This is a genomic window from Embleya sp. NPDC050154, from assembly GCF_044460165.1.
Classification (GTDB): domain Bacteria; phylum Actinomycetota; class Actinomycetes; order Streptomycetales; family Streptomycetaceae; genus Embleya.
Window position 1 is genome coordinate 47223 of record NZ_JBITJP010000003.1, and the last position, 26528, is coordinate 73750.

At 70.8% G+C, this 26528-nt stretch carries 22 protein-coding genes and 1 pseudogene; 15 read left to right on the forward strand and 8 right to left on the reverse strand.

What is annotated here, in order from left to right; genetic code table 11:
* Positions 1-42: 42 nt before the first annotated feature.
* The 3 genes from ACIBSV_RS06885 to ACIBSV_RS06895 form a co-directional block, all read right to left on the reverse strand.
* Complete coding sequence (locus tag ACIBSV_RS06885) at positions 43-858, reverse strand: SDR family NAD(P)-dependent oxidoreductase (protein ID WP_395860009.1); 816 nt, start codon at positions 856-858, stop codon at positions 43-45.
* A 96-nt stretch (positions 859-954) separates the two neighbouring features.
* A complete protein-coding gene (locus ACIBSV_RS06890; RefSeq protein WP_395860011.1) occupies positions 955-1818 on the reverse strand; it encodes a helix-turn-helix transcriptional regulator in 864 nt (287 codons plus the stop codon).
* A gap of 168 nt (positions 1819-1986) precedes the next feature.
* Positions 1987-2427: a hypothetical protein gene (locus tag ACIBSV_RS06895; protein ID WP_395860013.1), complete on the reverse strand. Its 441-nt coding sequence runs from the start codon at positions 2425-2427 to the stop codon at positions 1987-1989.
* 340 nt (positions 2428-2767) lie between these two features.
* Here ACIBSV_RS06895 and ACIBSV_RS06900 point away from each other — a divergent pair, with 340 nt between their 5' ends.
* Both ACIBSV_RS06900 and ACIBSV_RS06905 read left to right on the forward strand, forming a co-directional pair.
* Positions 2768-4141 carry a serine/threonine-protein kinase gene (locus tag ACIBSV_RS06900; protein WP_395860015.1) on the forward strand — a complete coding sequence of 458 codons (1374 nt, stop codon included), beginning with the start codon at positions 2768-2770 and terminating at the stop codon, positions 4139-4141.
* Positions 4142-4254: 113 nt separating this feature from the next.
* Positions 4255-4378: pseudogene (locus ACIBSV_RS06905) on the forward strand (GNAT family N-acetyltransferase); the annotation flags it as partial.
* Positions 4379-4519: 141 nt separating this feature from the next.
* On the opposite strand, the gene ACIBSV_RS06910 reads toward ACIBSV_RS06905, so the two are convergent.
* The gene (locus ACIBSV_RS06910; RefSeq protein WP_395860017.1) at positions 4520-5407 is read right to left on the reverse strand and encodes an NAD(P)-dependent oxidoreductase; all 888 of its coding nucleotides are present in this window, start codon (positions 5405-5407) and stop codon (positions 4520-4522) included.
* 109 nt (positions 5408-5516) lie between these two features.
* Here ACIBSV_RS06910 and ACIBSV_RS06915 point away from each other — a divergent pair, with 109 nt between their 5' ends.
* Positions 5517-5867, forward strand: a complete 351-nt coding sequence (locus ACIBSV_RS06915) for a winged helix-turn-helix transcriptional regulator (protein ID WP_395860019.1) — start codon at positions 5517-5519, stop codon at positions 5865-5867.
* A 245-nt stretch (positions 5868-6112) separates the two neighbouring features.
* Here the strand turns inward: ACIBSV_RS06915 and ACIBSV_RS06920 are convergent, their stop codons facing one another.
* On the reverse strand, positions 6113-7144 hold the full coding sequence (locus ACIBSV_RS06920) for a helix-turn-helix domain-containing protein (RefSeq protein WP_395860021.1): 1032 nt from the start codon (positions 7142-7144) through the stop codon (positions 6113-6115).
* 340 nt (positions 7145-7484) lie between these two features.
* Positions 7485-7892 (reverse strand): YciI family protein, encoded by a 408-nt coding sequence (locus tag ACIBSV_RS06925; protein ID WP_395860023.1) that lies wholly within the window; start codon positions 7890-7892, stop codon positions 7485-7487.
* Between the two features lie 589 nt (positions 7893-8481).
* Here ACIBSV_RS06925 and ACIBSV_RS06930 point away from each other — a divergent pair.
* Entirely contained in the window at positions 8482-9102 is a 621-nt protein-coding gene (locus ACIBSV_RS06930) for an ankyrin repeat domain-containing protein (protein ID WP_395860943.1), read from the forward strand.
* 445 nt (positions 9103-9547) lie between these two features.
* On the opposite strand, the gene ACIBSV_RS06935 is transcribed toward ACIBSV_RS06930, so the two are convergent.
* Entirely contained in the window at positions 9548-10786 is a 1239-nt protein-coding gene (locus tag ACIBSV_RS06935) for an ROK family protein (RefSeq protein ID WP_395860025.1), read from the reverse strand.
* A 378-nt stretch (positions 10787-11164) separates the two neighbouring features.
* Between ACIBSV_RS06935 and ACIBSV_RS06940 the strand changes: the two genes are divergently transcribed.
* The 4 genes from ACIBSV_RS06940 (at position 11165) to ACIBSV_RS06955 (ending at position 16093) form a co-directional block, all read left to right on the forward strand.
* On the forward strand, positions 11165-12490 hold the full coding sequence (locus tag ACIBSV_RS06940) for an ABC transporter substrate-binding protein (protein ID WP_395860027.1): 1326 nt from the start codon (positions 11165-11167) through the stop codon (positions 12488-12490).
* 120 nt (positions 12491-12610) lie between these two features.
* Positions 12611-13603 carry a carbohydrate ABC transporter permease gene (locus ACIBSV_RS06945; RefSeq protein WP_395860029.1) on the forward strand — a complete coding sequence of 331 codons (993 nt, stop codon included), beginning with the start codon at positions 12611-12613 and terminating at the stop codon, positions 13601-13603.
* Positions 13596-14435, forward strand: a complete 840-nt coding sequence (locus ACIBSV_RS06950) for a carbohydrate ABC transporter permease (protein ID WP_395860032.1) — start codon at positions 13596-13598, stop codon at positions 14433-14435. The genes ACIBSV_RS06945 and ACIBSV_RS06950 overlap by 8 nt, the downstream gene beginning before the upstream one ends.
* Before the next feature lie 272 nt (positions 14436-14707).
* On the forward strand, positions 14708-16093 hold the full coding sequence (locus tag ACIBSV_RS06955) for a GH1 family beta-glucosidase (RefSeq protein ID WP_395860034.1): 1386 nt from the start codon (positions 14708-14710) through the stop codon (positions 16091-16093).
* Positions 16094-17010: 917 nt separating this feature from the next.
* Here the strand turns inward: ACIBSV_RS06955 and ACIBSV_RS06960 are convergent.
* A complete protein-coding gene (locus tag ACIBSV_RS06960) occupies positions 17011-17976 on the reverse strand; it encodes a LysR family transcriptional regulator (protein ID WP_395860036.1) in 966 nt (321 codons plus the stop codon).
* Between the two features lie 89 nt (positions 17977-18065).
* Between ACIBSV_RS06960 and ACIBSV_RS06965 the strand changes: the two genes are divergently transcribed.
* From ACIBSV_RS06965 to ACIBSV_RS06995, 7 genes are all read left to right on the forward strand, one after another.
* The gene (locus ACIBSV_RS06965) at positions 18066-18986 is read left to right on the forward strand and encodes a zinc-binding dehydrogenase (RefSeq protein ID WP_395860039.1); all 921 of its coding nucleotides are present in this window, start codon (positions 18066-18068) and stop codon (positions 18984-18986) included.
* The gene (locus tag ACIBSV_RS06970; protein ID WP_395860041.1) at positions 18983-19222 is read left to right on the forward strand and encodes an SDR family oxidoreductase; all 240 of its coding nucleotides are present in this window, start codon (positions 18983-18985) and stop codon (positions 19220-19222) included. Before ACIBSV_RS06965 ends, ACIBSV_RS06970 begins: the two co-directional genes overlap by 4 nt.
* Before the next feature lie 120 nt (positions 19223-19342).
* Positions 19343-19984 (forward strand): TetR family transcriptional regulator, encoded by a 642-nt coding sequence (locus ACIBSV_RS06975; protein WP_395860043.1) that lies wholly within the window; start codon positions 19343-19345, stop codon positions 19982-19984.
* A gap of 49 nt (positions 19985-20033) precedes the next feature.
* Positions 20034-21653, forward strand: a complete 1620-nt coding sequence (locus ACIBSV_RS06980; protein WP_395860045.1) for a RodZ domain-containing protein — start codon at positions 20034-20036, stop codon at positions 21651-21653.
* 426 nt (positions 21654-22079) lie between these two features.
* Entirely contained in the window at positions 22080-22550 is a 471-nt protein-coding gene (locus ACIBSV_RS06985; protein ID WP_395860047.1) for a hypothetical protein, read from the forward strand.
* 140 nt (positions 22551-22690) lie between these two features.
* The gene (locus ACIBSV_RS06990) at positions 22691-24550 is read left to right on the forward strand and encodes a glycoside hydrolase family 15 protein (protein ID WP_395860049.1); all 1860 of its coding nucleotides are present in this window, start codon (positions 22691-22693) and stop codon (positions 24548-24550) included.
* Positions 24551-24987: 437 nt separating this feature from the next.
* Positions 24988-26475, forward strand: a complete 1488-nt coding sequence (locus tag ACIBSV_RS06995; RefSeq protein ID WP_395860051.1) for an amino acid permease — start codon at positions 24988-24990, stop codon at positions 26473-26475.
* Positions 26476-26528: the final 53 nt, after the last annotated feature.

Here is a 26528-nt window from a genome sequence, read left to right on the forward strand (position 1 = left end):
CGGATTCGCGGCCCCGCCCTGGTTGCGAAATTCCCTCGGCGGTCAGAGGAGTTGGGCGGGGGTGGCGGCGGTGAGGCCGCCGTCGACGACGATGTCCTGGCCGTTGATGTAGGACGCTTCGTCGGAGAGCAGGAAGGCCACCGCCGCGGCGATGTCGTCCGAGGTGCCCACGCGGCCTGCGGCGACCACCGCGCCGACGCCGGCCCGCGCCTCGTCGGAGGCCTCGGCGCGGTACGCCGGGGTGTCGGTGTAGCCGGGGCTCACCGAATTGACCCGGATGCGGCGCGGCGCCAGTTCGGCGGCCAGGGTCGGGGCCAGGCTGTGCGCCGCGGCTTTGGTGGCCGTGTAGAGCGCGGTGTTGGGGACCCCGTGGTGCACGGCGAAGGACGCGTTGATCAGGATCGCGCCCCCGTCGGCAAGCAGCGGAAGCGCCTTCTGCACGGTGAAGAACGCCGCCTTGAAGTTGCCGTCGACGACGCGCGTGAACTCGGCTTCGGTAACCTCGCCGACGGGCTGGAAGGCCCCGATCCCCGCGTTGGCGAACACCGCGTCGAGGCGGCCGTGGCGTTCCCGGATCGCGGCGAACAAGGCGTCCAGGTCGCACGGGTCGGTCGCGTCGCCGGAGATGCCGAGGACGCGGTCGCCGCGGTCCGCAGGGGCGTCGGCAATTGCGGAAGCGGGGGTGGCGGCGAGGGAGAGGTCGGCGACGGTGCTGTCGAGGCGGACCTTGTCGCGTCCGGTGACGATCACCCGGGCACCCTCGTCGAGGAGCCTGCGGGCGGCCTCCAGGCCCATGCCGCTGGTGCCGCCGGTGACGAGGACGATCTTGCCGCCGAAGCGGGTGCTGTTGTGCGTCATGGATCCAGCGTGCGGGGCCGGCTCGCGGCTATACAGTGCGCGTTTATCGTGGGTGTGGCACCACCAGGATGATCCGCGCGCTCCGCCCGAGGAAGGTCAGGCCGGGGTGGCGAGCCGCAGGTGGCGCAGGGTTGCGAGGCGGGCTTCGGTGTCCGTGCCGGGCCGCGGGTTGTACAGGACGACGTTCCAGTACGGATGGTCGGCGACGGTCAGCGTCGTCGCGTCGAAGTGCAGGTCCCCGGCCTCGGGGTGCCGCAGCGCGTTCACGGCCTGGGCGGGGGCGCCGACTTCGTGCCCGGCCCACAGCTCGGCGAACTCGGGGCTGGCGTCGCGAAGTCCGTCGACCACCCGTGCGAACGCGGAGTCGCCCGGCGCGTGGGCCGCGTCGGCGCGGTACGCGGCCACCACGGCGGGCGCTCCTGCCGCCCACAGGTCGGGGATCGCGCGGTAGCGGGGACTGGTGAAGTACGTGACGAGACAGTTACGGGCGGTGCCGTCGAAGTCGAAGACCGCGCGTGCCGGGTCGTTGAAGGCCAGGACGTTCCAGGAACGGTCGCGCAGCACCGCGGGCCGCGGGGCCCACGCGTCCAGCAACTGCCGGATTTCGGCTGTCACCTCGGCCGCGGGCTCGCCGCCGGCGGGCGGCGGGTTGAGGCCGGCGAGCAGATAGAGGTGAACGCGCTCCGGATCGCTCAGCCGCAGCGCACCGGCGATCGCGTCGAGCACCTCGGTCGAGACGGAGATGTCACGGCCCTGTTCGAGCCACGTGTACCAGGACACCCCTACCCCGGCCAGCACCGCAACCTCCTCGCGGCGCAGCCCCGGGGTACGACGCCGGCCCGCGGGGGGCAATCCGACGTCGCCCGGTGTGAGCCGCGCCCGGCGATCCCGCAGAAAGTCCCGGAGCGCTTCGCGGCGTTGTTCCGAGGGGCCGCCGGAAGTCGACGAAGTGCTGGTCATCCCCCCACTCTGCCACTTCCCGGGTGCTCGGACCCCGGCCGGGCCCGCCCGGCGCAGGCGGCTGAGGACGGTCCGGTGGAGGGCCGCGTCGGCCCGGCGGTCGCCGGCCCTGTTGGACCTGCGGCGCCGGGACTTTGCGGAGGACGCCTCGATCGGGCCGGCCCGAACCTACCCGGCGGTAGCCTCTCGGTCGGTGTGGTCCGCGGGGCCGGCCGGATCGGATCGGAGGCGAGCGAGCATCGCGTCGACCGCCTTGCGTCCGGCCATCCGGAACGAGCCCTTGTGCGAGTCGACCATGTGCAGCCTGACCTCGGTGATCGTGAGCGCCCCCACCAGGCGCTCGTCCGGGTACCGCAGCGCCCACTCCTCCTCGATCCCGGCGACGAACGCGGTCAGATACGCAACCGGCAGCGCGTCGCCGACGATGCGTACCTCGGGATCCAACTCGACCCACAGCGAGTCGTCTCCCCAGCCGGTGGTCGGCGCGAAGTCGAAGGTCACGAAGGCGAAGTCGGACGGACAGGAGCTCTGCCGCACATACCCGACCCGGACGCCGCGCAGGGTGCGCGCAGAAGGACACTGCGGAGGGACGGGCACGACATCGGTCATGCCGACATGTTAGGAACACACGTACGAGTGACGTCACAACGGTGCACCGGCCCCACCTGTGCGCCCACGCCCCGCGCCCCAGCCCGGGCTGATGGCACGTCACCATCGGGCCGAGTCGCAGGACCGTCCTCGCCAACACCGGCGAGCCACGGTCGCGGCAAAAGCACCCAAAGCCACACATGGCGGCGGACGATGTCGGATGCCGCATGCACGTGCCGTAGCAGCATGGATGCCCCGTGCGTGCGCATGGAGTTGTGGGCATGCGGGTCGCGCATCGGTATGGGGGGACGAAGAGTGGGTAGGGACCCGGGCGTTGTCGGGACCTATCCGGGGAGATTGCATGACGGCATTGCCGCGCCGAATACGGCGTCCCCCTCCGCGTAGCGGCGGCATCCTCGACGGTCGCTATCGCCTGGGGCAATTGCTGGGCGCGGGCGGTACCGCCGACGTCTTCCGGGCCGTCGATCTGCGACTGCGGCGGGAGGTCGCGGTCAAGGTCTTCCGACCCGGCGTGTGTGCGATGACAGCGGAACGGTTCTGCCAGGAGGCGGTGTTGCTGGGCAGGTTGTCGCATCCTGCCCTCGTCACGGTGCACGATGTCGGCTGGCACGAGAGTTGCACGTATGTGGTGATGCGCCTGATCAAGGGTGTCACCCTGCGGGAACACATCCTGGACGGCCCCCTGACCGGCGCCCGGGTTGCCAGGCTCGGCGCACGACTGGCCTCGGCATTGGAATACGTGCACGCGGCCGGCATCGTGCATCGGGACGTGAAGCCGTCCAACGTCCTGATCGGCCCCGGCGACGCCCCGTATCTGGCGGACTTCGGAATCTCGCGCCTCGTCGACGAACCCACCCGCTCCACGCCCGGCACGATCGTCGGCACCATCCCTTACCTCGCGCCCGAGCAGATCCTCGGACAGGGCTCCGGGCCCGCGTGCGACATCCACGCCCTCGGCCTGGTCCTGCTGGAGGCGCTGAAGGGCGAACGCGAATACCCGGGCACCTCCCTCGAGGCCGCCGTGGCTCGCTCGCTGCGCTCGCCGCACATCCCTTCCTACGTGCCTGGCGAACTCGCGTCCGCGATCGGGGCGATGACGCGAGCCGATCCCGCCGCCAGGCCCGGCGCCGCCGAGTGCGTCCGCCTGCTCGACGCCGCCGCGTCATCGTCCGGACCCACGTCCGGCGCGCCGCGCACACCGGTCGTCGCGAACGGCCACGCTGCCCTCACCGAGGTCCTTCCGTCGACGTCGACGTCGGCCTCGGCCTCGGTCTCGGTCTCACCGTCGGCCGCATCAGGTACGGGGACGGCGCAGCGGAGACGACGTCACCTGACGACCGCGGGTCTGGTGGCCGGCATCATCCTGAGCGCGACCGTGGCGACCGTGGCGGTCCTGAACGACCACAGCGCCTCGGACGCGGACAACAGCCGTCCCGCGCCGACCACCGCGCCCCTCCCGCCTTCGACGCAGGCCCCCGCCCCACCCACCGTCCCCCCGACGACAACCTCCGTCCCGACGTCCTCGGCAGCACCCACGCTCGCGACCGCTCTCCCTCCGCCCCGTGGCACAACCCGCCCCGTCGACAATCAGGTCTCCTCACCCGCCGGCGACGAGTCCCCGACCCGAGGCTCGACCAAGAAGCCGAAAGGCGAAACCAAGCCAAAGGACAAAAGAAACAAATCCGGTACATCCCCCGATATTCCGGAGAAGTAGACCGGCAGCCACCCGCACCCGTTCCGGAGAACGACCGGAGACCCAGGTCCTTCACCGCCCTCACCGCCCTCACCGATCACGGCGAACACGGCGAACGGCTGGGAGAGTTCTAAACGTTCAACGACCGCGCGATGCGCCTCGCGGCGAAGCTGGGGTTCACCCGGGGTGGAGCGGTTCGAGGAGTACGGCGCCGAACAATGGTTCGGCGTGTACTCCTCGCTCACGCCATCCGATTGAGCCCCTCCTCCACACGCAAGTACACAAGCCGGCCCACGTGGTCGTCGAACTCGCCGAGGTGGCCGAGGGCCGGGAGGTCCTACGCCTTGCGATCGCACGCGCCGGACACCGTCAAGCCCACGGCGCTCCGTCGGACATGGCTCAGCGACGCCCCAGGATCTCCGTGACCCGGGTGAACCCGTCGCTGCCGTGGCCCAGTCCGATGGCGCGGCGGGCCATGCCCTCGGCCGCGCGCATCACGCCGGCGTCGATGCCGTGTGCCTCCGAGGCGTGCACGATGTGCGCCATGGACGCTGCCGCCGACGTGATCGGGTTGCCCTCGCCGGAGTAGGTACCGTCGTCCACCTCCTCGGCGGACTGCTCGATGATCGCGGGCAGGATCGCCCCGATGCCCTTGGCGAACGGCGCCAGTTCCCGCGCGCCGATGCCCTCCGCCTTCGCCAGTGCGAGGGCGTGCGCGTAGCCGGCCATCGCGGTCCAGAAGATGTCGAGTAGCGCGACGTCGTACGCCGCCGCCCGGCCGATGTCCTCGCCGAGGTGGGTGTGGGTGCCGCCCAGTGCGTCCAGTACCGGCCGGTGCTCGCGGTAGAGGTCCACCGGTCCGCTGTAGATGAACACCCCCGCCGGCGTTCCGATGGTCGTGGTCGGCGTCATGATCGCCCCGTCCAGGTACCGGACGCCCCGCTCGGCCGCCCATGCGGCGGTATCGCGGGCCCTGTCCGGCGTGTCGGCGGTCAGGTTCGCCACCGTGTGCCCCTTCAGCGCGTCGGCCACTTCGGCGCGGCGCAGTACGGCATCCGCCGCGTCGTAGTCGACCACGCAGACCACGGTCAGCGCACTTGCCGCGACCGCCTCCTCGGGCGACCCGGCACCGATCGCGCCGCGCGCGACCAGGTCGCGTTCCCGGCCCGGCGTCCGGTTCCAGACCGTGGTCCGCAGCCCGGCGTCGACGAACGCGCCGGCCAGGCTTCGCCCCATCGGACCCAGACCGAGCACGGTGACGGCAGACTGTTCGGTGTGTGAGGACATGATTCGACTCCCGTGAAACAAGCGGAACAAATGGAATAGCGGGACAAACGGAGCGTGTGGAAATGTCGACGGACGACGATCGACCGACGACAGGGAATGGAGGGGCGAGATGACGCGCAGTCGGGCCCGGGACACGAACGTCTGCGGAGTGACGGCCGCGATCGCGGTGATCGACGGCAAGTGGAAGACCGCGCTGCTGTGGGCCATGGAGTTCGGCCCGCAGCGCCCCGGAGAACTGCGTCGGCGACTGCCGGGCCTGAGCGAGAAGGTGCTGACTCAGGCGCTGCGCGAGATGGAGGACGACGGGATCGTGCGCCGTCAGGTGTACGACGTGCTGCCGTTGAAGACCCTGTACTCGCTGACCGACTTCGGCCGCGACCTCGCCGACGCGCTCGCTCCCCTGTCCGACTGGGGGCACCGCCGCCTGGAGCGGCTCGCCGGCACCCAGCCGGTCTCGTGATCCATCCGTCACCCCACGTCTCGCCCGCTTCGGCGGCCTCTCGACCGCCCGCAACCAGCCTCTCCTCGCCGCCGCCCGCCGCCAAGTACCCACAAAAAAGTGGGTACCGGGCGGCTCGCGGACGCAGCGCCGACGTCCGTTCGCTCGCGGGATCGGCGACGCCGGCGAGGCGTCCCGGGCACCCTCCGGAAGGTGGCTGCGGGAAACGCGATCCACTCCGTGGACGCGGCCGCGTGCGCCGGTGGTCAGCAGGGAGCGCGCGGGTCGTCTGCGTCCCGCGCCTGGGTGCGGACCTCTTGGGGTGTGGTGTCGTACAGGGCGCGGAAGGCCCGGCTGAGGTCGCCGGGACGGAGCCCCCAGCGCACGGCGGTCTCACCGATGGTGCGATGCCGTAGTGCCGGGTCGGCCAGGTCGGCGTGGCAGCGTTCCAGGCGGCGGCGCCGGATCGTCGAGGCCACGGACTCCGTTTCGTCGCGGAAGAGTTCGTGCAGGGCACGCACGGAGATGTGGTGATGGGCGGCGATCGCGGCGGGCCGCAGTGCGGGGTCGGCCAGATGGTGGTCGATGAACACGCGCACGCGAGCGAGCAGCGCCGCCTTGCGAGTGGCGGCGGGCAGGGTGCCATGGGCGTCGAGAACGGCCGCGAGCACGGTCGAGGCGAGGTCGACGCCGATGGCACCCAGGCGGGCCAGGTGTCCGGGAGAACTGCCGCGCGCGGCTCGGGGCAGTTGCGCGAGGTAGGAGGCGAGCAACGAAGCCGGTCCGGTGCGGGTGCAGACGGGTTCGCCGAGCAGCCGGTCGGCACGGCCGCCCGCGAGCGGGAGGGTGCCGCGCGGCAGGCGCATCAGCGTCAGCCGGGTCCGGCGGCCGGCGTCGGTGAAGTCGCAGTCGAGCGGGTGGGAGGTGGAGAACAGCGTCATACCGCCTGCCTCCAGACAGGCGGTACGACGGCTCTGCTCCAATCGGATCGGGGTACCGCGCACCAGCACCAGGTAGTAGCACTCGGGATCGTGGCGGCGGATCTGCACCGCGGAGCGGCGCGCCGTCATCGGCGAGAAGCCGAAGGCCGTCACCTGCGTGTGCGGCGCCTCCACCGCTTGCGCGGCGCCGGAAAACCGGGCCGAGTGCGCGCTGCGAATGGACACGGGCATGACCTGCCGGCCGACCATCTCCGCCCACCAACCGAACCGGTCCGGCGCCGGGACGCCGTCGGTGCTCACCACCGAAGACCCCGCCGTGCCGGGAACCTGCCACGAAGCTTCCTCATGGACGGTCATCCGGCGATCCTGCCGCACGGGACGAAGACCCGGAAGAACCTTTCAGGCCCATGAAACACCGCGCGTGGAGCAGGACCACCGCACACGCAACCCGCGCAATCCCGACACCATCCATTCCATGCGCCATTCCATGCGAGCGGAGCGCCCGGTCGGCACCCGCCGGCGTAAACGTGCCGGTAGCACCGTCGCCCAATGGCCCCCGGACAACGCCCACTTCGCAGTCACCCCGGTGCCTCGTCGATGTGGTTCGGCGTCCCGGGCCGCCGCGAAGTCGGCTCCGGCGGACGGGGATCGCGAGCAACCGGGGGCCCGCGCAGCGGTGCCCGGTCCAGGGGCGGGGTCACTCCGTGACGGTCGGGTGCGTGCCCAGGAACGGGCGCACTTCGAGCCATTCGTGGATCGGGCGCCCGCCCGCCCCGGGGGCGGCCGACAACTCCCCGGCCAGTTCGACGGCGCGCTCGTAGCTCTCGACGTCGATCACCATCCACCCGGCGATCAGGTCCTTGGTCTCGGCGAACGGACCGTCGGTGACCGGCGGGCGCCCCTCGCCGTCGTACCGCACGAACGTCCCCTCCGGGGCGAGCGCCCGGCTGTCCACGAACTCGCCGGTCTCCTCCAACCGGGCCGCGAAGTCGTTCATGTACTTCACGTGCGCCGAGATCTCCTCCGGCGTCCACTTCTCCATCGGCACGTCGTTGACCGAGGCCGGAGCGCCGCGGTAGTGCTTGAGCAACAGGTACTTGGCCATCGTGATTCTCCTCGCCCGTGCGACCTGTTGTGGTCGCGTTCACACCGGGGACGGAGCCGGTCACGGGTTCTCGACATCGACGGCCGAGGTTTCTCGCCTCTCGCCGGGGACCGGACGGCTCGGCCGGCTGAAGGGGCGTACGAAGGGGACCGGGCCGGGCATCATCCGATCGGCCGACCCGGGGGTCGACCGCTCGGGTGCGCGACGGCAGCCGCTCCGGGGATCCGGCTGCCGGCCCGCGCAGTGACGATGGAGGCAGTCGGCGCGACGGAAAGGACCGGCTGCCATGAAGCGAAACCCGAAGTCGGACAACAACGCGGTGAGCGAGCCGCACACCGCGTCGGGCGCTCCCCCGGTCGCCCGGTGGCGGTCCGGCGCGTCCGTCGTGGTGCTGGGAACCGTGGCCGCCGTGCTGGTGAGCGGCTGCGGGAGCGGCGACGGCGGCTCCGGTTCGAGTACGGCGCCGCCCGCGTCCGCGAGCGCCGCCCCGTCCGGCCCGGCCGTGTCATCGCCACCTGCCGCGCCGCCGAACGCCGCCGAGGCCCCCGGATCCGCGACCCCCGCAACACGCCTGCCACCCGGAGGGACCATGACCACGACACCGCCCCGCGGAACCCCGCGGGACGACCGGGCCCTGCTCGACGCATCGCGCAAGGGCGACACCGCCGGCGTACGTGCCGCGCTGGAGCGGGGCGCGAACGTCGAGGCGCGCGACGGCGACCGGCGTACGCCCCTGCTGCTCGCCGCGATCGAGGACCACGTCGAGGCCGCGCGCATCCTGGTCGCCGCGGGCGCCGATCCCGACGCGCGCGACTACCGCGACGACACGGCGTGGCTCGTGACCGGTGTGACCGGCAGCGTGGAGATGGCCCGTACGCTGCTGCCCGCCGACCCCGACCCGACGTTGCGAAACCGGTACGGCGGCACCGCGCTGATCCCAGCGAGCGAGCGAGGCCACGTCGAATATGTGCGCTTCGCGACCGCCGAAACCCGCATCGACGTCGACCACGTGAACAATCTCGGCTGGACCGCACTGCTGGAGGCGGTCATCCTCGGCGACGGCGGCCCCGACCACCAGGAGGTCGTCCGGCTCCTGCTCGCGGCCGGCGCCGACCCCCGCATCGCGGACAAGAGCGGGGTCACACCGCTGCGGCACGCCCAGGATCGCGGGTACCGCGCGATCGCCGACATCCTCCGGGCGACCCCCTGAAGGACCGCGGCGCAGTGCCGAACCCGCCGTGCGGGCGGCCTGTCGCCGGTTCCGACGGCCGGCACGCCGAGGGCTGCCACCAGCAGGCGTGCGGTGCCGAACCGGTGAGAGGTTCGGGCCACCAGAGGCGACGTCGCGGCGAACGTCAGCAGCGGGAGAGTGCTCAGCAACCCGCCCCAGCTCGACGCCAGGCCACTGCTGTGCTCGATCGCCGGCAGCAGCGTACCGACGCCGGTGAGACCGGTCCGCAGGTTTGCCGCCACGAGGCACATATGGGAACGCCCGGGCGGCCCTTGGCCACGCGGGCTTCAGGCCCGGACCGGGACCGTCGAAGCGGCCCGCCCGGCCCGGGTCACGAGCCGGCCGGTCGCGCGGGCGTGGCACACCCCCGCGACCGGCCCCCGGCCGTTAAGACCCCGGGCCCGGACTCGCCGGGCGCCGTCCGTCACTCGCGGGCGCCTCCCGAGCGCAGGAAACGTTCGATCGGGAGGGTGGCCGCGCCGAGGGCCACCGCGTCCGGGCCCAGGCGGGCGAGTTCGATGATGGTGCCCTCGAAGGGGCGGCGCAGGGAGTGTTCGGCGGCGTGGGACTGGATGGCCGGGAGCATGCGTGCGCCCACCACCAGGCCGGCCCAGCCGCCCAGGACGACGCGTTGCGGGTTGAGCAGGTTGATCAGGTTGCCGATGCCGACACCGAGGTAGAGCGCGGTGGTTTCCAGCACCTCGGCCGCCGCGGCGGAGATGTCGGCGGCGGCCACCAGCGCGGCGAGGCGGGTCTCCTCGTCGGCGCCGGTGAGCACGTCGTCGGACCGCAGTTCGCGGTAGCTGTCCAGGACGGCTTCGGCGCCGACGTACGCCTCCAGGCAGCCGAGGGCGCCGCAGCGGCAGCGGCGGCCGCGCACGTTGACGGTGAGGTGGCCCAACTCGCCCGCGCTGGTGGTGGATCCGCGGTAGGGCTTGCCGTTGGTGACGATGCTCGCGCCGATGCCCGAGCCGAGCAGGATCATCACCGCGTTCTCCGCGCCGCGCCCGGCGCCGAACCACATCTCGGCCTGGCCCATGGTCTTGGCGCCGTTGTCGATGACCAGGGGCAGGTCGGTGCCCTCGCGGAGCAGGCGCAGCAGGGGGACCGCGTCCCAGCCGGTGGTTTGTCCGTGCACGAGCAGTTCGGGTCCGTGTTCGACCAGGCCGGGGACGCCGATGCCCACGCCCATGATGGTCGCGGGGTCCACGCCGGCCTCGCCGATCACCTTGGTGATGCCGGTGAGGATGTGGCGCACCACTTCCTCGACGTCCGCGCCCTGGGCGGACAGGGCCATGTCGTCGCGGGCGATCTCCCGCATCGACAGGTCGAACAGCTCGACCCGGACCCGGGTTTCGCCGACGTCGACGCCGATCACCGAGGCGTAACCCGGTTCCACGCGCAGCAGTACCCGGGGGCGGCCGCCGGAGCTGTCGAGGGCCCCGGCCTCACCGACGATGCCCGAGTCGACGAGTTCGCCGACGACGTTGCTGACGGTCGCGGCGCTCAGGCCGGTGAGTCCGCTCAGCTCCTGTCGGCTGAGCGGTCCGTCGGAGTACAGCCGCAGCAGGACCTGGGCGCGGTTGCCGCGTCGCAGGTCCTGGACCGTACTGAGCTTGTTCGGCGCCATCGTCACTCCCATGCCGGTCAATGCTTCGTACATATTTCAACTCATGGAGCAAGTCAGTCAAGGCCGGTCCATCAATGAACACCGCTTAATTTACGTGTTGAACAAACTCTTGACGGTGTTGTGACCGCCGAGTTAAATCACACCTCGAAAGAAGTCTTCGGTGACCACGGGCCGGCAGATCCGATCGATCGTGCCCCCGAAGCCACCATCTCGGCGCCGCACCGAACCGCTCACCGGGCCACGCCCGCCCACACCCCACGCAGCCCATGCCCCCGCGCGCGCCCGGTGCCCCCGCCCCGCACCTCCTCGCACACCCGGCACCGCACCCCCGCACTCCGCTCTCGCACCTTCCATTGCCCCCGCGCCCGCCGCTTCCCCACCGCACCCATCCGTACCGAGGAGCTCATCATCGTGCGTGTACGAAGAGTCGCCACCGCCGTGGCGCTGATCCTGTCCGCCTCCACCCTCGCCGCGTGCGGTGGATCCGACGACTCGTCCTCCGGAGATTCCGACTCGGGCTCGAACGCGGGCCGGACCCTGACCTATTGGGCCAGCAACCAGGGCACCAGCATCGAGCACGACAAGCAGGTCCTCCGGCCCGAGTTGGACAAGTTCACCCAGCGCACCGGCATCAAGGTCGACCTCGAAGTCGTCCCGTGGGCGGATCTGCTCAACCGCATCCTCGCCGCGACCACCTCCGGCAAGGGGCCGGACGTGCTCAACATCGGCAACACGTGGTCCGCCTCGCTCCAGGCCACCGACGCGTTCGTGCCGATCGACGACAAGATCCTGGCGAAGGTCGGCGGCAAGGATCGTTTCCTCGGCCCCAGTTACGCCGCCACCGGAGCGGTCGGCAAGCCGCCCGTCGGGCTGCCGGTGTACAGCAACGCCTATGCGCTCTACTACAACAAGAAGCTGTTCGCGGACGCCGGCCTCAAGCCGCCGACCACGTGGGACGAGATGGCCGACGTGGGTGCCAAGCTCACCGGCAACGGCCGCTGGGGACTGGCGCTCGAAGGCGGCAGCGGCACCGAACTGGTGCACCACGCCTTCACGTTCGGCAAGCAGTACGGTGCCGACATCTTCGCGGGCGACAAGCCCAGGTTCGACTCGCCGGAGATGGTCAGGGGCGTACAGCGCCTGGTCGAGTTGATGAGCAAGGACAAGATCGTCAACCCGAGCAACGCCGAGTACGGCGCGGGCACGCAGTCGCTCGCCGACTTCGCCGGCGGCAAGTCCGCGATGCTCATGTGGCAGTCCGCGAGCGGCTCGCTGATCTCCAACGGCATGAAGGCCGAGGACATCGGCGTGGTGCCGATCCCGATGCCCGCGAGCCCGCCCCCGGGCGGGGAGAAGATGAACAGCATGGTCAGCGGGATCAACATGTCCATCTTCAAGGGCAGCAAGAACAAGGCTGCCGCGACCGAACTGCTCGCCTTCATGACGAGCGCCGAGACGCAGACGGTGCTGAACAAGGCCTACGGCTCGCTGCCCTCGGTCAAGGACGCCTACGGCGACCCGGCGTTCCAGACCGAGAACGTCAAGGTCTACCAGAAGGTCCTGGCCGAGACCGCCAGTCCGCTGCCGCAACTGCCGTCGGAGAGCCAGTTCGAGACCTTCGTCGGCAACGCCGTCAAGCAACTGGTCGCGGACGCCGCCTCCGGCAGGACGATCAACGAGGAAGCGGTCCGCTCCCGGCTCAAGGACGCCCAGCAGAAGATGCTCGCGGCCGGCTGACCCATCGTCGCATCGGTTCGGGGGCGGGCCGGTTCCCCCGCCCCCGAACCACCCCGCCCGCCGGGCACCCGCGTGCACCACGACCGCGGTCGGGCGCGGGATCACGAAAGGAAGTACTCGATGGCCGCCATCACCACGCGGCAGCCGACCGTCGCGAAGGACCCTCCACCCACCCCACGCCCCCGCAGGAGTCTGCGCCGGCCGTTTCGCGTCCGCCGCGGCGCGCTGCCCTATCTGTTGCTGGCACCCGCGATCCTGCTCGAACTGCTGATCCACATCGTCCCGATGTTCGTCGGCATCGGGATGAGCTTCCTCAAGCTCACCCAGTTCCACATCCGACACTGGAGCAGCGCACCCTTCGCCGGATTCGACAACTACCGACTGGCGATCGACATCGACGGTCCGGTGGGCAAGTCGCTGCTGCACTCGTTCTGGATCACGGTCGCCTTCACCACGCTGGTCGTGGGCATCTCGTGGCTGCTCGGCGCGATCGGCGCGATCCTGATGCAGGGCGCGCTCCGCGGACGCGCGGTGCTGCGCGCGGTGTTCCTGGTCCCGTACGCGCTGCCCGTGTACACCGGCGTGATCACCTTCGGCTTCATGTTCCAGCGCGACACCGGCCTGGTGAACCACGTCCTGGTCGACCAACTGGGTCTGGTCGACGACCGGCCGTTCTGGCTGATCGGCGGCAACAGCTTCTGGGCGCTGGTGATCACCGCCGTCTGGCGCACCTGGCCGTTCGCGTTCCTGTGCCTGATGGCCGCGTTGCAGAACATCCCCAAGGATCTGTACGAGGCCGCCTCGCTGGACGGCGCCGGCGTCTGGCAACAGATCCGCCGGGTCACGCTGCCGATGCTCGCGCCGGTCAACCGGGTCGTCGTACTGGTGTTGTTCCTGTGGACGTTCAACGACTTCAACACGCCGTACGTGCTGTTCGGCAAGTCGGCGCCGGAGGAGGCCGACCTGATCTCGATCCACATCTACCAGAACTCGTTCGTCACCTGGAACTTCGGCACCGGTTCGGCGATGTCCGTGCTGTTGTTGCTGTTCCTGATGCTGGTCAGCCTCGCCTATCTGGCGGTCGGCCGGCTGAGAGGCAGGGCCGATGCTTGAGCCGCGGTGGTTTCGTTGGGTGCGCCGGGTCGGACTGAGCCTGCTCACCGTGTTCGCACTCGTCCCGGTGTACGTCATGGTCACCTCCGCGCTCAAGCCGCTGGAGGACGTGCAGCGCGAGTTCCGCTGGATCCCCTCGCGGGTCACCCTGCGCCCGTTCGCCGACATCTGGGACACGGTGCCGCTGGGCCGGTACTTCGTGAACAGCCTGGTCGTCTCCGGCGTCGCGACCGTCTGCTCGGTGACGATCGCGGTCTTCGCCGCGTACACGATCAGCCGGCACACCTTCCGCGGCCGGCAGGTGTTCTCGATCTCGGTGTTGTCGACTCAGATGTTCCCCGGAATCCTGTTCCTGCTCCCGCTGTTCCTGCTGTTCGTCAACATCGGCAACGCCACCGGCATCGAGCTCTACGGCAGCAGGCTCGGGCTGATCGTCACCTACCTGACCTTCTCGCTGCCGTTCGCGATCTGGATGCTGGTCGGCTACTTCGACTCCATTCCGCGCGACCTGGACGAGGCCGCGATGGTCGACGGCAACGGGCCGATCGGCGCGCTGATCCGGGTCGTCATCCCGGCCGCGTCGCCGGGAATCGTGGCGGTGGCCGTGTACGCGTTCATGACCGCGTGGGGCGAGGTGTTGTTCGCCTCGGTGATGACCGACGAGTCCACCCGCACGCTCGCGGTCGGCCTTCAGGGGTACGCGACGCAGAACAACGTCTTCTGGAACCAGGTGATGGCCGCCTCGCTCGTGGTGAGCGTGCCAGTGGTCGCCGGCTTCCTCTTCCTCCAGCGCTACCTGGTCGCCGGCCTGACCGCCGGTGCCGTCAAGTAGCCGTCCGGGTGGGCGTCGAGCAGCCGGGCGAACGGTCGGTCCCACAGCCGCCGGACAACTCCCCGCTCACGCGCACCGCGCACGTGTACACCCGCACATCCATCACCTGCACCCCCTGCATCCGCACACCCCTGCATCCGCACACCCGTACATCCGCTCACCAGCCCGATTCAGCCCCATCGCACCTCTCGCGGATTCGCGCCCGACGCACGCGTGTCGACACGACGCGCGGGCGCGATGCGAGGCATGCCCGGAACATCCGAAGGAACCTCATGCCTGATACGACCGCCTTCCCCGAGGACTTCGTCTGGGGAGCGGCCACGTCCGCCTACCAGATCGAGGGAGCCGTCGCAGCGGACGGCCGACTGCCGTCCATCTGGGACACGTTCGCCCACACCCCCGGAACCATCGACAACGGCGACACCGGCGACCTGGCCTGCGACCACTATCACCGCTGGCCCGAAGACGTGGCGTTGATGGGCGACTTGGGCCTGAACGCCTATCGCTTCTCGATCGCCTGGCCGCGGATCGTGCCCACCGGCAGCGGTGCGGTCAATGCCAAGGGGCTCGCGTTCTACGACCGGCTCGTCGACAGGTTGCTCGACGCGGGCATTCGGCCGTTCGCCACGCTCTACCACTGGGACCTGCCACAGACACTTCAGGACGCCGGCGGCTGGACCGTACGCGACACCGCCGAACGCTTCGCCGAGTACGCGGGCGTCGTCGCCGGTCGGCTCGGCGACCGGATCACCGACTGGATCACCCTCAACGAACCGCTGTGTTCGGCCTGGATCGGCCACCTGGAGGGCCGGATGGCACCGGGCCTGACCGACCTGACCGCCGCCGTGCGCGCGTCGTACCACCTCCTGCTCGGCCACGGCCTGGCCACCCGGGCCGTTCGGGCCGCGGCGCCGCGCACCCCCTCCGTCGGCTACGTCGTCAACCTCAGCCCGTGCGAGCCGGCCACCGACCGCGCCGAGGACATCGCGGCGGCCGCCCGCGCCGACGGACACATCAACCGCTGGTGGCTCGACCCGGTGTACGGCCGCGGCTTCCCGAGCGACATGCGCGAGGTGTACGGCGTGGAACTGCCCGAACAGGCCGGGGACGCCGAGGTGATCGCCCAGCCGATCGACTTCCTGGGCATCAACTACTACTTTCGCCAGATCGTCACCGACGATCCGACCGGCCCCGCACCGCACTTCCGCCAGGTCCCGGTACCAGGCGCACCCACCACGGGCATGGACTGGGAGGTGTATCCCGACGGCCTGGAGCAACTGCTGGTCCGCGCCGCGGCCGAATACCCCGTCGACACCCTGCACGTCACCGAATCCGGCGCGGCCTGGCCCGACGAGCGCAACGCCGCCGGCGAGGTGCACGACGAACTGCGCGCCGCCTACCTGGAAGGCCACATCGCCGCCTGTGCCCGCGCGATCGAGCGCGGCGCGCCGGTCCGGGGCTACTTCGCGTGGTCCCTGCTGGACAACTTCGAATGGGCCTACGGCTACGACAAGCGCTTCGGCCTCGTCCACGTCGACTACGCCACCCAGGAACGCACCATCAAGTCCTCGGGTCACCGCTACGCCGCCCTGATCCGAGCACACGCCGAACGCACCGGCCGAACCACGTCCGCATCCCGACTCCCGACCGCCCGGTAAGCCCGTCACCGGCCGTCGCCGGCGTCCTCCGGGCTGTCAGGATGGGCGGCAGGAACGCATGAGGGATCGCGGAATCGACAGAGGGGGCACTCCGTGCCCCGTTTCGGGCGAGCTTCGCATGCGGGCCGGTTGGCCACAGGTCTTTCGGCCCTGCCACGGCTGTTGACGGCGTGTTCGTCGGGGGACGGCGGCATACCGGATCTCCGTCGCACCGAAGGCCCGACGTCCGCCGGGGTCTCCGCCGAAGGGAGCGCCACGAACAACGACGAGGCCCCGGCGACGACGCGCGCGCCGACGGGCGCGTCCGCGCCGGTCAACGTGGTCAAGGTGGTCGGCCCCCATGGCAGTGGGCTTTCAATTACCTGGAGGACCCGGCGAATCGGGCCGGAGCGGTCTACGACGTCGGGTCGAGCGGGAACATCCCCACGCTGTACCTGCCCCAGGGCGAACAGGTGCGGTTCGAGCTGATCTCGCTCCGAGGCGTCCGTCCGCGTCTTGGTCTCTCGGCACCGCGCAACCCATGCGGGGTCAGTCTCGCGGACCGGCACCGCGCGGTCCACGTCGGGAACTGTGACGGTTCGACCCGGGAGGTCGTGCCGCCCGACGTACCGGCGTGAGTCGGTCGCGGGGGTCGGTTCGCAATCGGCCCGGGTCCGCATGCCGTTCGGGTGAGTGCCGCTCGTCGAACCGACACGGCACCGCACGCAGACACGCACTGACCAGAATTGCCTCCATGCCACCAAGCCAACCACAACCATCACCGCGGACGATCCCGGCGGGCGGATGGTGAGGACACACCCGGCCGCCACTCGGGGGTGCCGCTGGACAGCGGGGTCTGGGCGTACCTCGCCCACACACCTGGTCGGGCTGCCCGCCGCACGCGCCTCCCGGCTGCGCGGGTATCGCGACGCGTACCGCTAGGCCGTTGCCGTGGGGATCGCCTGCTCCTTGCCGACGGCCCGGTTCGCGGGCGGTTCGGGCAGCCAGTCGCGAGCCGGGTCGTACTCCAGCCACCGGCGTTGCGCCGCTTCGGTGGCGCAGACGGCGGTGAGGTCGCCCAGTCCCGGGTGTCCGTTGCCGGCGCGCCACAGCAGTGACCAGGCGTACAGCGGCGTGGGGTCCACCAGCGGGACGGAGCGCAGCCCCGGGATCTCCGGCAGCGGCGCGTCCGCGGGCAGGAGCGAGAAGCCTCGCGGGTCTTGCGCCACCTCGGCGAGGAAGTGCGCGAGGCCCAGGTTGACGCTCGTGGCCGTGTCTCGGATCTCGAATCGGTCGGCGAACCGGTGCAGGAAGTCGAGCCGGTCCAGCCGACCGGGTGCCCACAGCACGCTGTCGCTCAACCGGTCGGGCCGCAGTGCCGGTTCGGCCGCGAGCGGATGGTCCGTACTCAGTACGGCATCCACCGGCTCCAGGCGCACGAGGCGGTGGGTCAGGCCGGACGGCAGCGGGGGGTGGACCCGGCCGAAGGCCGCGTCGATGTCGCCGTGCAGCAGTGCCGCCGTCACCGACGGCAGGTCGCGACCGTGCCCCAGCGTGAGGTCCCCGGCTTGACCGGCGACATGGGCCAGCGTCCGCATCGGTGCGTAGAGGTGCCCCCAGACGTCGACACGCAGTGGACGGTGCCTGCCGACCGCCGCCGCGACCGCGGCGTCGGCGACGGCCAGGGTCTGCCGGGCCGGCGGGAGGAAACGCTGTCCGGCCTCGGTGAGGCGAACCCCGTTGCCGTCGCGCTGGAACAACTCGACGCCGAGCAGGGATTCCAGCCGCGCGATCCTCTTGGACAGCGCCTGCTGGGAAATGGCGAGCGTCCCTGCCGCCCGCCCGAAGTGCAGTTCATCGGCGGCTCGCACGAAGGCGCGTACCTGTGCCACGTCGAGATCCATGGCTCCCACCATAGGTGACAACCGAAAGTTGTCGGCTGTGCGTGGGCGTTGTTGGATCACGGGGTTGCCGTGGAGGTTGCATGCTCGCCATGCGAAGACTGATTCCCACCGGGGAGGCGGCGCGTCCCGTCGCCTTCACCGAGGCTCCCCGGCCCATCCCGGAACACGGTGAGGCGCTGGTCAAGGTCGAGGCGTTCGCTCCGAACCGAGGCGAGACGTTCCTCCTCGAACACCCCCGGCCTGGCATGCTGCCCGGCAAGGACATCGCGGGGCTCGTCGTGCAGGCGGCGGCCGACGGCTCGGGTCCCGGCATCGGCACCCGCGTGGTCGGACATCCGGCGCAGGGCGGCTGGGCCGAGTACGCCGCCGTGCCCACTCACTCGCTCGCGGTGCTCCCGGACGGGGTCGACAGCATACGGGCGGCGGCCCTGCCCCTGGCCGGGATCACCGCCTTGCGTCTGCTGCGTACGGCCGGTTCCCTGGCAGGCAGGCGAGTGCTGCTGACCGGTGCCGCGGGCGGGGTCGGCCACTACGTCACCGAACTGGCCGTCGCTGCCGGGGCCGAGCTGACAGCGGTCACGGCCACGCCGGCTCGCGGCCGGCGGCTCGCCGAGCTGGGCGCGCAGGTGGTGCACGACGTCGCGGCGGCTCGAGGGCCGTTCGACGTCGTGCTGGAGTCCACGGGCGGGCCCGATCTGCCGGCCGCCCTCGCCAAGGTGCGACCCGGCGGGCTGCTCGTCTGGTTCGGCCAGGCCAGCCGCACCCCGGTGACCCTCGACTTCTTCCAACTGCTGAGCGGGCCCGAGCGCGTCACGATCCGGCACTTCCACTACGCCGGTGCCCCCTACGGCTCCGACCTCGCAGCCCTGGTACGCCTCGTGGAGCAGGAGCGGCTGCACCCGGAGATCGGCCGGATCGCCGCCTGGTCGCAAACCGCCGACACGCTGGTGGACTTGCGGGAGCGCCGGATACGGGGCAAGGCCGTGCTGACAACGGCAGCAACCCGATGAGCTTCGCCGAGTTCGCCACCCCCGACTGCACACGCGCCGGCCGCACGGGCGTCGGCGTCGCGCGCATCGGGCCGGCGGAGGCGAAGGCGCTGACCGGCCGGATCGCGGCAGGCCGCGTCGGACGCCCGGAGGAGATCGCGGCGGCCGTGGCATTCCTCGCCTCGTCCGACGCGTCCTACGTCAACGGCCAGGACCTCGTCATCGACGGCGGCCTGCTCGGTGCGGTATCCGCCTGACGCCCGGCCCCGCACACCCGAAGCCGGAATCACGGACTTCCGCGCGCATCCACTCGCTTCCTTGTCTTGCCCGCTCAGGGCGAAGGGAGCCACCTTGACTGATCAAGGTAGGGTGAGTGCGTGCCCACCCGCGTACGACGCAACCCCGAAGACGCCAGGCGCATGATCCTCGAGGCGGCGAGCAAGTTGCTCGCCGCCGGTGGTCCGGCCGCCGTACAGGTGCGCGCCGTCGCCGCCGAGATCGGGATCACCGACGCGGCGGTCAACCACCACTTCGGCACGCGTGACCGGCTGTTGGAGTCGCTGCTGCGATTCGGCGGGACGAAGCTCAAGGCCGAACTGCACGCGGTGCTGAGTATGTGGACCGACGGCCCGGTCGACCCCGCCGAGTTGGTGCGGGCGTTGTCCGCGCTCTATGCCGACGGCTATGCCGAACTGGCGCTGGCCCTGCATCAGTCCGGTTGGCGCGACACCGGCAGCGGCCTGCTCGACGAGGTGGTGGACCGACTGCACGCTCAGGCGCGGCAACAGTGTGCCGCCGAAGGGCGAACTCCCCCGCCCCGCGAGGCGATCCAACTGACGATGGCCGGATTGCACCAAGCCGTTGCGATGGATCCCCTATTCGGCGATGACTTCCGCAGGAGCGTCGGACTCGACACCACAGCGCGAGATCGCATGCTCGATTGGTGGATCGAGATCCTGCGCACGACCATTGCCGGGCACGGCCCCCGGGTGGCGGCGGTTCCGGCGCGGCGCGCTTGAGACGTATGGCACCGTGTGGTCGGCGGCGACGGACGAAGGACGGGGTGCGGTGGACGAGTTGGGGCCGACTGATCCGCGGCGCATCGGTGACTTCGAGATCCTCGGCCGACTGGGTTCGGGTGGCATGGGGAGCGTGTACGTCGGGCGCTCGCGCGGCGGGCGCCTCGTCGCGGTCAAGGTGATCCGCTCCGGCCTCGATTCCGAACCGCACTACCGAGCGCGCTTCCGGCAGGAGGTCCCGGCACTGCGCGGTGTCGCCTCACTGTTCACGGCGGCCGTTGTCGACGCCGACCCGGACGGTGAACCACCCTGGCTGGCAACCGAGTTCATCCCGGCCCCGACCCTCGACGAAGCGATACGCGCGTTCGGTCCGCTGCCCGCGTCCACCCTGCATGTGATGGCGTGTGGACTCGCGGAGGCCCTGAACGCGATCCACTCCGGTGGCACGGCGCACCGCGACATCAAGCCCGCCAACATCCTCCTGGCCGCCGACGGGCCCAGAATCATCGACTTCGGAATCGCGGTGGGCGCCGACGACCCCGCCTCCCCCGCCGACCGCCTCGCGGCGCGGCTCACCGCGACCGGGGCGATCATCGGGACACCGGGCTACCTGTCCCCCGAGCAGGCACACGGCATGCGGGCGGGCACCGCGTCCGATCTGTTCGCGCTCGGCTGCGTCCTGGTGTTCGCGGGGACGGGCAGGCCTCCGTACGCGTCGGCGTCGCTCGCCGAACTCCTGCGGCAGGTCGTGCAGGACGAGCCGTACCTGGGCGACCTGCCGGAGCCCCTGCGCGGCCCGGCGGCGGGTTGCCTGGCCAAGGAGCCGGAGGAACGCCCTTCCGCACGGGCCCTGTTGGAGCAGTTGGTCGCCATCGCACCGCCGCACTTCGGGCCGGACTGGCTACCGCCCACGCTGCAAGCCCTGGTGGCCGACCGAGCAGCGGCGCACCGGCAACCGGCCGCGTCCTCCGCGCCCGCGAACGCGCAGGCCGCCACGGAAGTGACCCCTGCCCTCCGATACGCACCGACTCAACCGCAGCAACCACGACAACCCCCGGAACCACCGACGCCGTTCGACCCCGTCGTGCCGCAACAGCCGGCCACACCGCCTGCCGCCCCGTCGACGGCTCCGCGCGGCCGCTTCGCCGGAAAGCGGATGCCCGCCGTCGTGTTGTCCGCCGTCGCGGCGGTCGCGGCGGCGATCACCGTGCCCCTCCTGCTGATCGGCGACTCCAATGGCGGTGCGAGCGACGGTAGTCGGTCCACCGGCAACACGGGGGCGACGTCGAGTTCGTCCGTTCCCACACCGAACACCGCAAGCACCCCGAAACCCCCTGGTACGCAACCTCCGTCCGCCGCGCCGGAGCCGAACTCGGCGACACCGAGCGGCTCCACCTCGGGGTATCCCGCCGGTGTCGTCGTCAGGGTGAAGGCGTCGAGCAAGAGCCCCTGGATCACCGCGAAGGCATCCGACGGAACGTTGATCTTCGAGGGACGCGTGGATGAGGGCGCCACGCGGCAGTTCACCGATCCCTCGAGGATCGACCTGTTGATCGGTAACGCCGGCGCGGTGCGGCTCGACGTCAACGGCGTCGACCTGGGCAGCCCAGGCGCGCTGGGCGAGGTCATGCGCTTCACCTTCAAGCCCGGCAACCCACGACCCTCGTAACGCCGGGCGCCGCGTCCCCGCGTCTCGCCGACCGGCCCATCGTCCGCTCGACCGCCCGCGCGCACGGCCCAGTCGCACGCGGCTCGCGGCTCGCTCCTGCGCAGGACGCGGGCCTTCGCCCCGACCTGCCGACCGTGTGCGGCTCCGATGGGGTCGCTGGTACGGATGTCCCTGCCTGCCTGACCGCCGATGAACGGATTGTCGACGCGGCTCGAAAGAGCACGGCCGGCGAGTATTCCGCACGGACGAACGCGTTTCGGAAGCCCACCGTGTCGCCCACCCGGCGTTGACGTCGTGCACGGAACATCCCCGACGGATCCCTTGACCTGGTCAAGTTGACCGATCCTCGTTGGCCTCCGAACCCTTGCCCGCCATCTCGACACGTGTCGCCTCCCGGGTGACGGGAGGCGGGAGGGGGGAGTGGCCATGACGTTGGACATCGGCACCATCGCGGAAGCCGGGCTGTTCGTGAATCGATCCTGGGCACCCGGTGGCAACGGTCGGTTCGACGACGTCTCGCCCGGGGACGGATCGGTGCTCGCGACGATCGCGGATGGCGGCGTCGTGGATGTGCTCGGCGCCGTCCAAGCCGCCCGAACCGCCTTCGACTCCGGGCCCTGGCCGCGAATGTCCCCCGCCGTGAGCGCGCCCGTGCTCGGAGCGACCAAGCCGCACCACATCGACGACGCGATCGCCGCACTGGACATCACCCTCGACGAGGAACAGACGGCCCCGCTCGAGACGCCGTACCGCCCGCACCCGGTCATCGGACACAACCGACCATCGCGCCGATCACCCGGACGAAAGGGAGTCGTCGCCACCGTCGATCCACCCGCGGACCCCGCGGCCGGCCTGCACGAGTCCGCCGTGGCGTGCCTTCCCCGCGGCGTGCCGTGACGCCACTCGGCCGCATCCCGCGAGCCGCCCGCCACCGCGACACCACCGGGATCGCGACTCGGTCCCGGCAGGCGACGCCGCGGGGTCTGCCCGATAGTGGTTCCAGATGACCGATAAGCCGCATAAAGGATACCGAACGCATGGAGCGCTACCCTCCCATCGCGGAACACGGACTCATCGGCGACCTCCAGACCGCCGCCCTGGTCTCCTCGGAAGGCGTCGTCAACTGGTTCGCCGCTCCCCGCTTCGACTCGCCGAGCGTCTTCGCCGCCCTGCTCGACCACGAGCGGGGCGGCTACTTCCGCCTCGGGGTCGACGGCGGGCACATCGCTCGCAAACAGCTCTACTACCCGGACAGCGCGGTCCTGGTCACCCGTTTCATGTCGCCCGACGGCGTCGGCGAGGTCGTCGATCTGATGCCGCCGCTCACCGGCCGCGCGCCGAGCGACCGGCACACACTGGTCCGCATCGTGCGCACCGTGCGCGGGACGGTCCGCTTCGACCTGGAGTGCCGGCCCCGCTTCGACTACGGGAGGGCCGCGCACCGGCTCGACGTACGGCCCGACGCCGCCGCCTTCCGAGCCCCCGGCGCCACCGCATACCTCCAGAGCACCTTCCCGCTGGAACGCGACGGCGACGACCTGTACGGCAGCGTCACCCTGAACGACGGCGAGAGCGCGGTCGCCGTGTTCACCTTCTGCGGCCCCGACGGCGCGGCACCACCCCCGCCCGACGCCGACGCCGTCATCGAACAACTGTGGGACACCACCGACTTCTGGCAGCGATGGGTGCGCGGGTCGAACTACCGCGGCCGCTGGCCCGGCATGGTCAACCGCTCCGCGATCACCCTCAAACTGCTCACCTACCGGCCCACCGGCGCCCCGGTCGCGGCGGCCACCATGGGTCTGCCCGAGCAGGTGGGCGGCGAGCGGAACTGGGACTACCGCTACACCTGGATCCGCGACGGCTCGCTGTCCATCCGGGCGCTGCTGGACCTCGGCTTCGTCGAGGAGGCCACCGACTTCGTGCACTGGCTCGGCGCACGCCTGGGCGACTCGGTCGGCAGGGACGCCGAACCACTGCAGATCATGTACCGCATCGACGGCGAACGCCTGACCACCGAGGAGATCCTCGGCCACCTGGAGGGCTACCGCGGCTCCGCGCCGGTCCGGCTCGGCAACGCCGCCGCCGATCAACTCCAACTCGACATCTATGGCGAGGCGCTGTACGGCGTCTCCGAAGGCCGCGAGATCGCCCCACAGGCGGGCTACGTCGGCTGGAAGACCCTCTCCCGCGCGCTGGACTGGCTGGCCGACTGGTGGGACCGGCCGGACGAGGGCATCTGGGAGACCCGCGGCGGCCGCAAGGACTTCACCTACAGCCGGGTCATGTGCTGGGTCGCCTTCGACCGCGGCCTGCGCCTGGCCGACGCGTTCCGCCGGCCCGCGAACACCGAAGTGTGGACCAAGGCCCGCGACGCCATCTTCGAACAGGTCATGGAGCGCGGCTGGAGCGACACCGCCGGCGCGTTCGTCCAGCACTACGGCAGCGGCGACGTGCTGGACGCCTCCCTGCTGCTGATGCCGCGCGTCGGCTTCCTCGCGCCGCGCGACCCCGCGTGGCTGTCCACCCTTGACGCGATGGAGGGCACGCTGGTCTCCGACAGCCTGGTCTACCGCTACGACCCGACCGCGTCCCCGGACGGCCTGCGCGGCTCCGAGGGCACGTTCAGCCTCTGCACCTTCCTGTACGTCGACGCACTGGCCCGCGCGGGCCGCCTGCGCAACGCCCGCTACACGTTCGAGAAGATGTTCACCTATGCCAACCCGGTGGGCCTGTTCGCCGAGGAGGTCGGCCCCAGCGGCGAACAACTGGGCAACTTCCCCCAGGCGTTCACCCACCTCTCGCTCATCACCGCCGCCTGCACCCTCGACGACGCGCTCGACCGCGAGCGCCTGGCCGGCGGGTCGGTGGAGCCGCGCGGGCCGCTGGGCCGCTGAACGGCCGAACCGCCGAACCGGGGGCGCGCCACTCGCGCGGAGCGCACAGGCGCGACGCCGCGCGCCGTCGCCCGCTCTCACCCTTCGCGCCGCTCACCCGTTCGCGCCGCCACCCGTTCGCGCCGCTCGCCCGTCCGGCCCGGCGCCGCCCCTCGGACGGCAGGACGGGGCTCGGTGGTGGAGCCCGGGCCGCGACGCCGATCGTTCCCACGCCCGTCGGGGTCCGACGTCCTGCGACGACACAATCACCCATCGATACCTCTATGTGGCATAAGTCATATTCATAGATCAATGCATTGCTCATCTATTCAAACCAGACATACCTTCCTCCGGGTCCGTGACAGGCCTCACACGTTCCCCACGGTCCCGGTACACCGGGTCCGCACCCCGTTTCGCATTGGTGAACGTCGCACGCCCGCACCACGAGGAGCTATTGCATGTCGTCCCACGTCCCCGGCCGGAAGACCGCGCCGCCCGACCCGATCGAGGCGGCGCCTTCCGGCGAGCAGGGCCTCAGCGGCGGTCTGAAGAACCGCCACCTGTCGATGATCGCGATCGGCGGGGTCATCGGCGCCGGCCTGTTCGTGGGCTCCGGCTCGGGCGTCAACAAGGTCGGCCCGGGCATCCTGATCTCCTACGCCCTCACCGGTCTGATGATCGTCTTCGTCATGCGCATGCTCGGCGAGATGTCGGCGGCCAACCCCACGAGCGGATCCTTCTCCTCGTACGCCGACCGCGCCTTCGGCCGCTGGGCGGGCTTCACGGTCGGCTGGCTGTACTGGTTCTTCTGGGTCGTCGTGCTCGCGGTGGAGGCCACCGCCGGCGGCGCGATCCTGCACGGCTGGGTGACCGCCGTACCGCAGTGGGCCTTCACCCTCGCGGTGATGGTGCTGCTGACCGCGACCAACCTGATCTCGGTGGGCTCGTACGGCGAGTTCGAGTTCTGGTTCGCGGGCATCAAGGTCGTCGCGATCGCGGCGTTCCTGGTGATCGGCGGCCTCGCGGTCTTCGGCGTGCTCCCCGACACCGACCCGGTCGGCCTGACCAACCTCACCGGGCACGGCGGCTTCCTGCCGAACGGCTGGGGCCAGATCCTCTCCGGCATGCTGCTCGTCGCCTTCTCCTTCATGGGCAGCGAGATCGTCACCCTCGCCGCGGGCGAGTCCAAGGACCCCCGCCGAGCGGTCACCCGCGCCACCAACAGCGTGATCTGGCGGATCGCGCTGTTCTACCTGGGCTCCATCCTGATCGTGGTCACGCTGATGCCCTGGGACTCCAGCGCCGTCGGAGACAGCTCGTACGTGGCGGTGCTCGACCACCTCGACATCCCGGCCGCCGGCCAGATCATGAACGTCATCGTGCTCACCGCGGTGCTCTCGTGCTTCAACTCCGGCCTGTACAGCGCGTCGCGGATGGCCTTCTCGCTGGCCAAGCGGGGCGACGGGCCGCAGGCCTTCGGCGCGGTCAGCCGCAGCGGCGTCCCCCGCAACGCCGTCCTGGCCTCGGTGGTCTTCGGCTTCGTCGCGGTGTTCTTCAACTACACCTCGCCGGAGACAGTCTTCGACTTCCTGCTGAACTCCTCCGGCGCCATCGCCCTGTTCATCTGGCTGTCGATCTGCCTCACCCAGTTGCGCATGCGCCGCATCCTGGAGCGCGAGGCGCCCGAAAAGCTGACCGTGAAGATGTGGCTCTTCCCGTACCTGACCTACGGCACCACGGCGTTCCTGCTCTTCGTGATCGGCTACATGCTGTACGACGACGTCGGTCGCAAGCAGATGCTGCTCTCGCTCCTGGCCGCCGCCGTCGTCCTGATCATGGCGTTCGTCCACCAGAGGCGCACCCGTCGAGCCCCGGACGACACCGCCGCCACCCCCGTCGCCCCCGGCGTCCCGGTGCCGGTCGGCGGAGCGACGAACAACCCCTGACGCCGACCCCCGACCGCGACGAGACGCGCGGGACGCCGGCCCCGCGGCTCCGC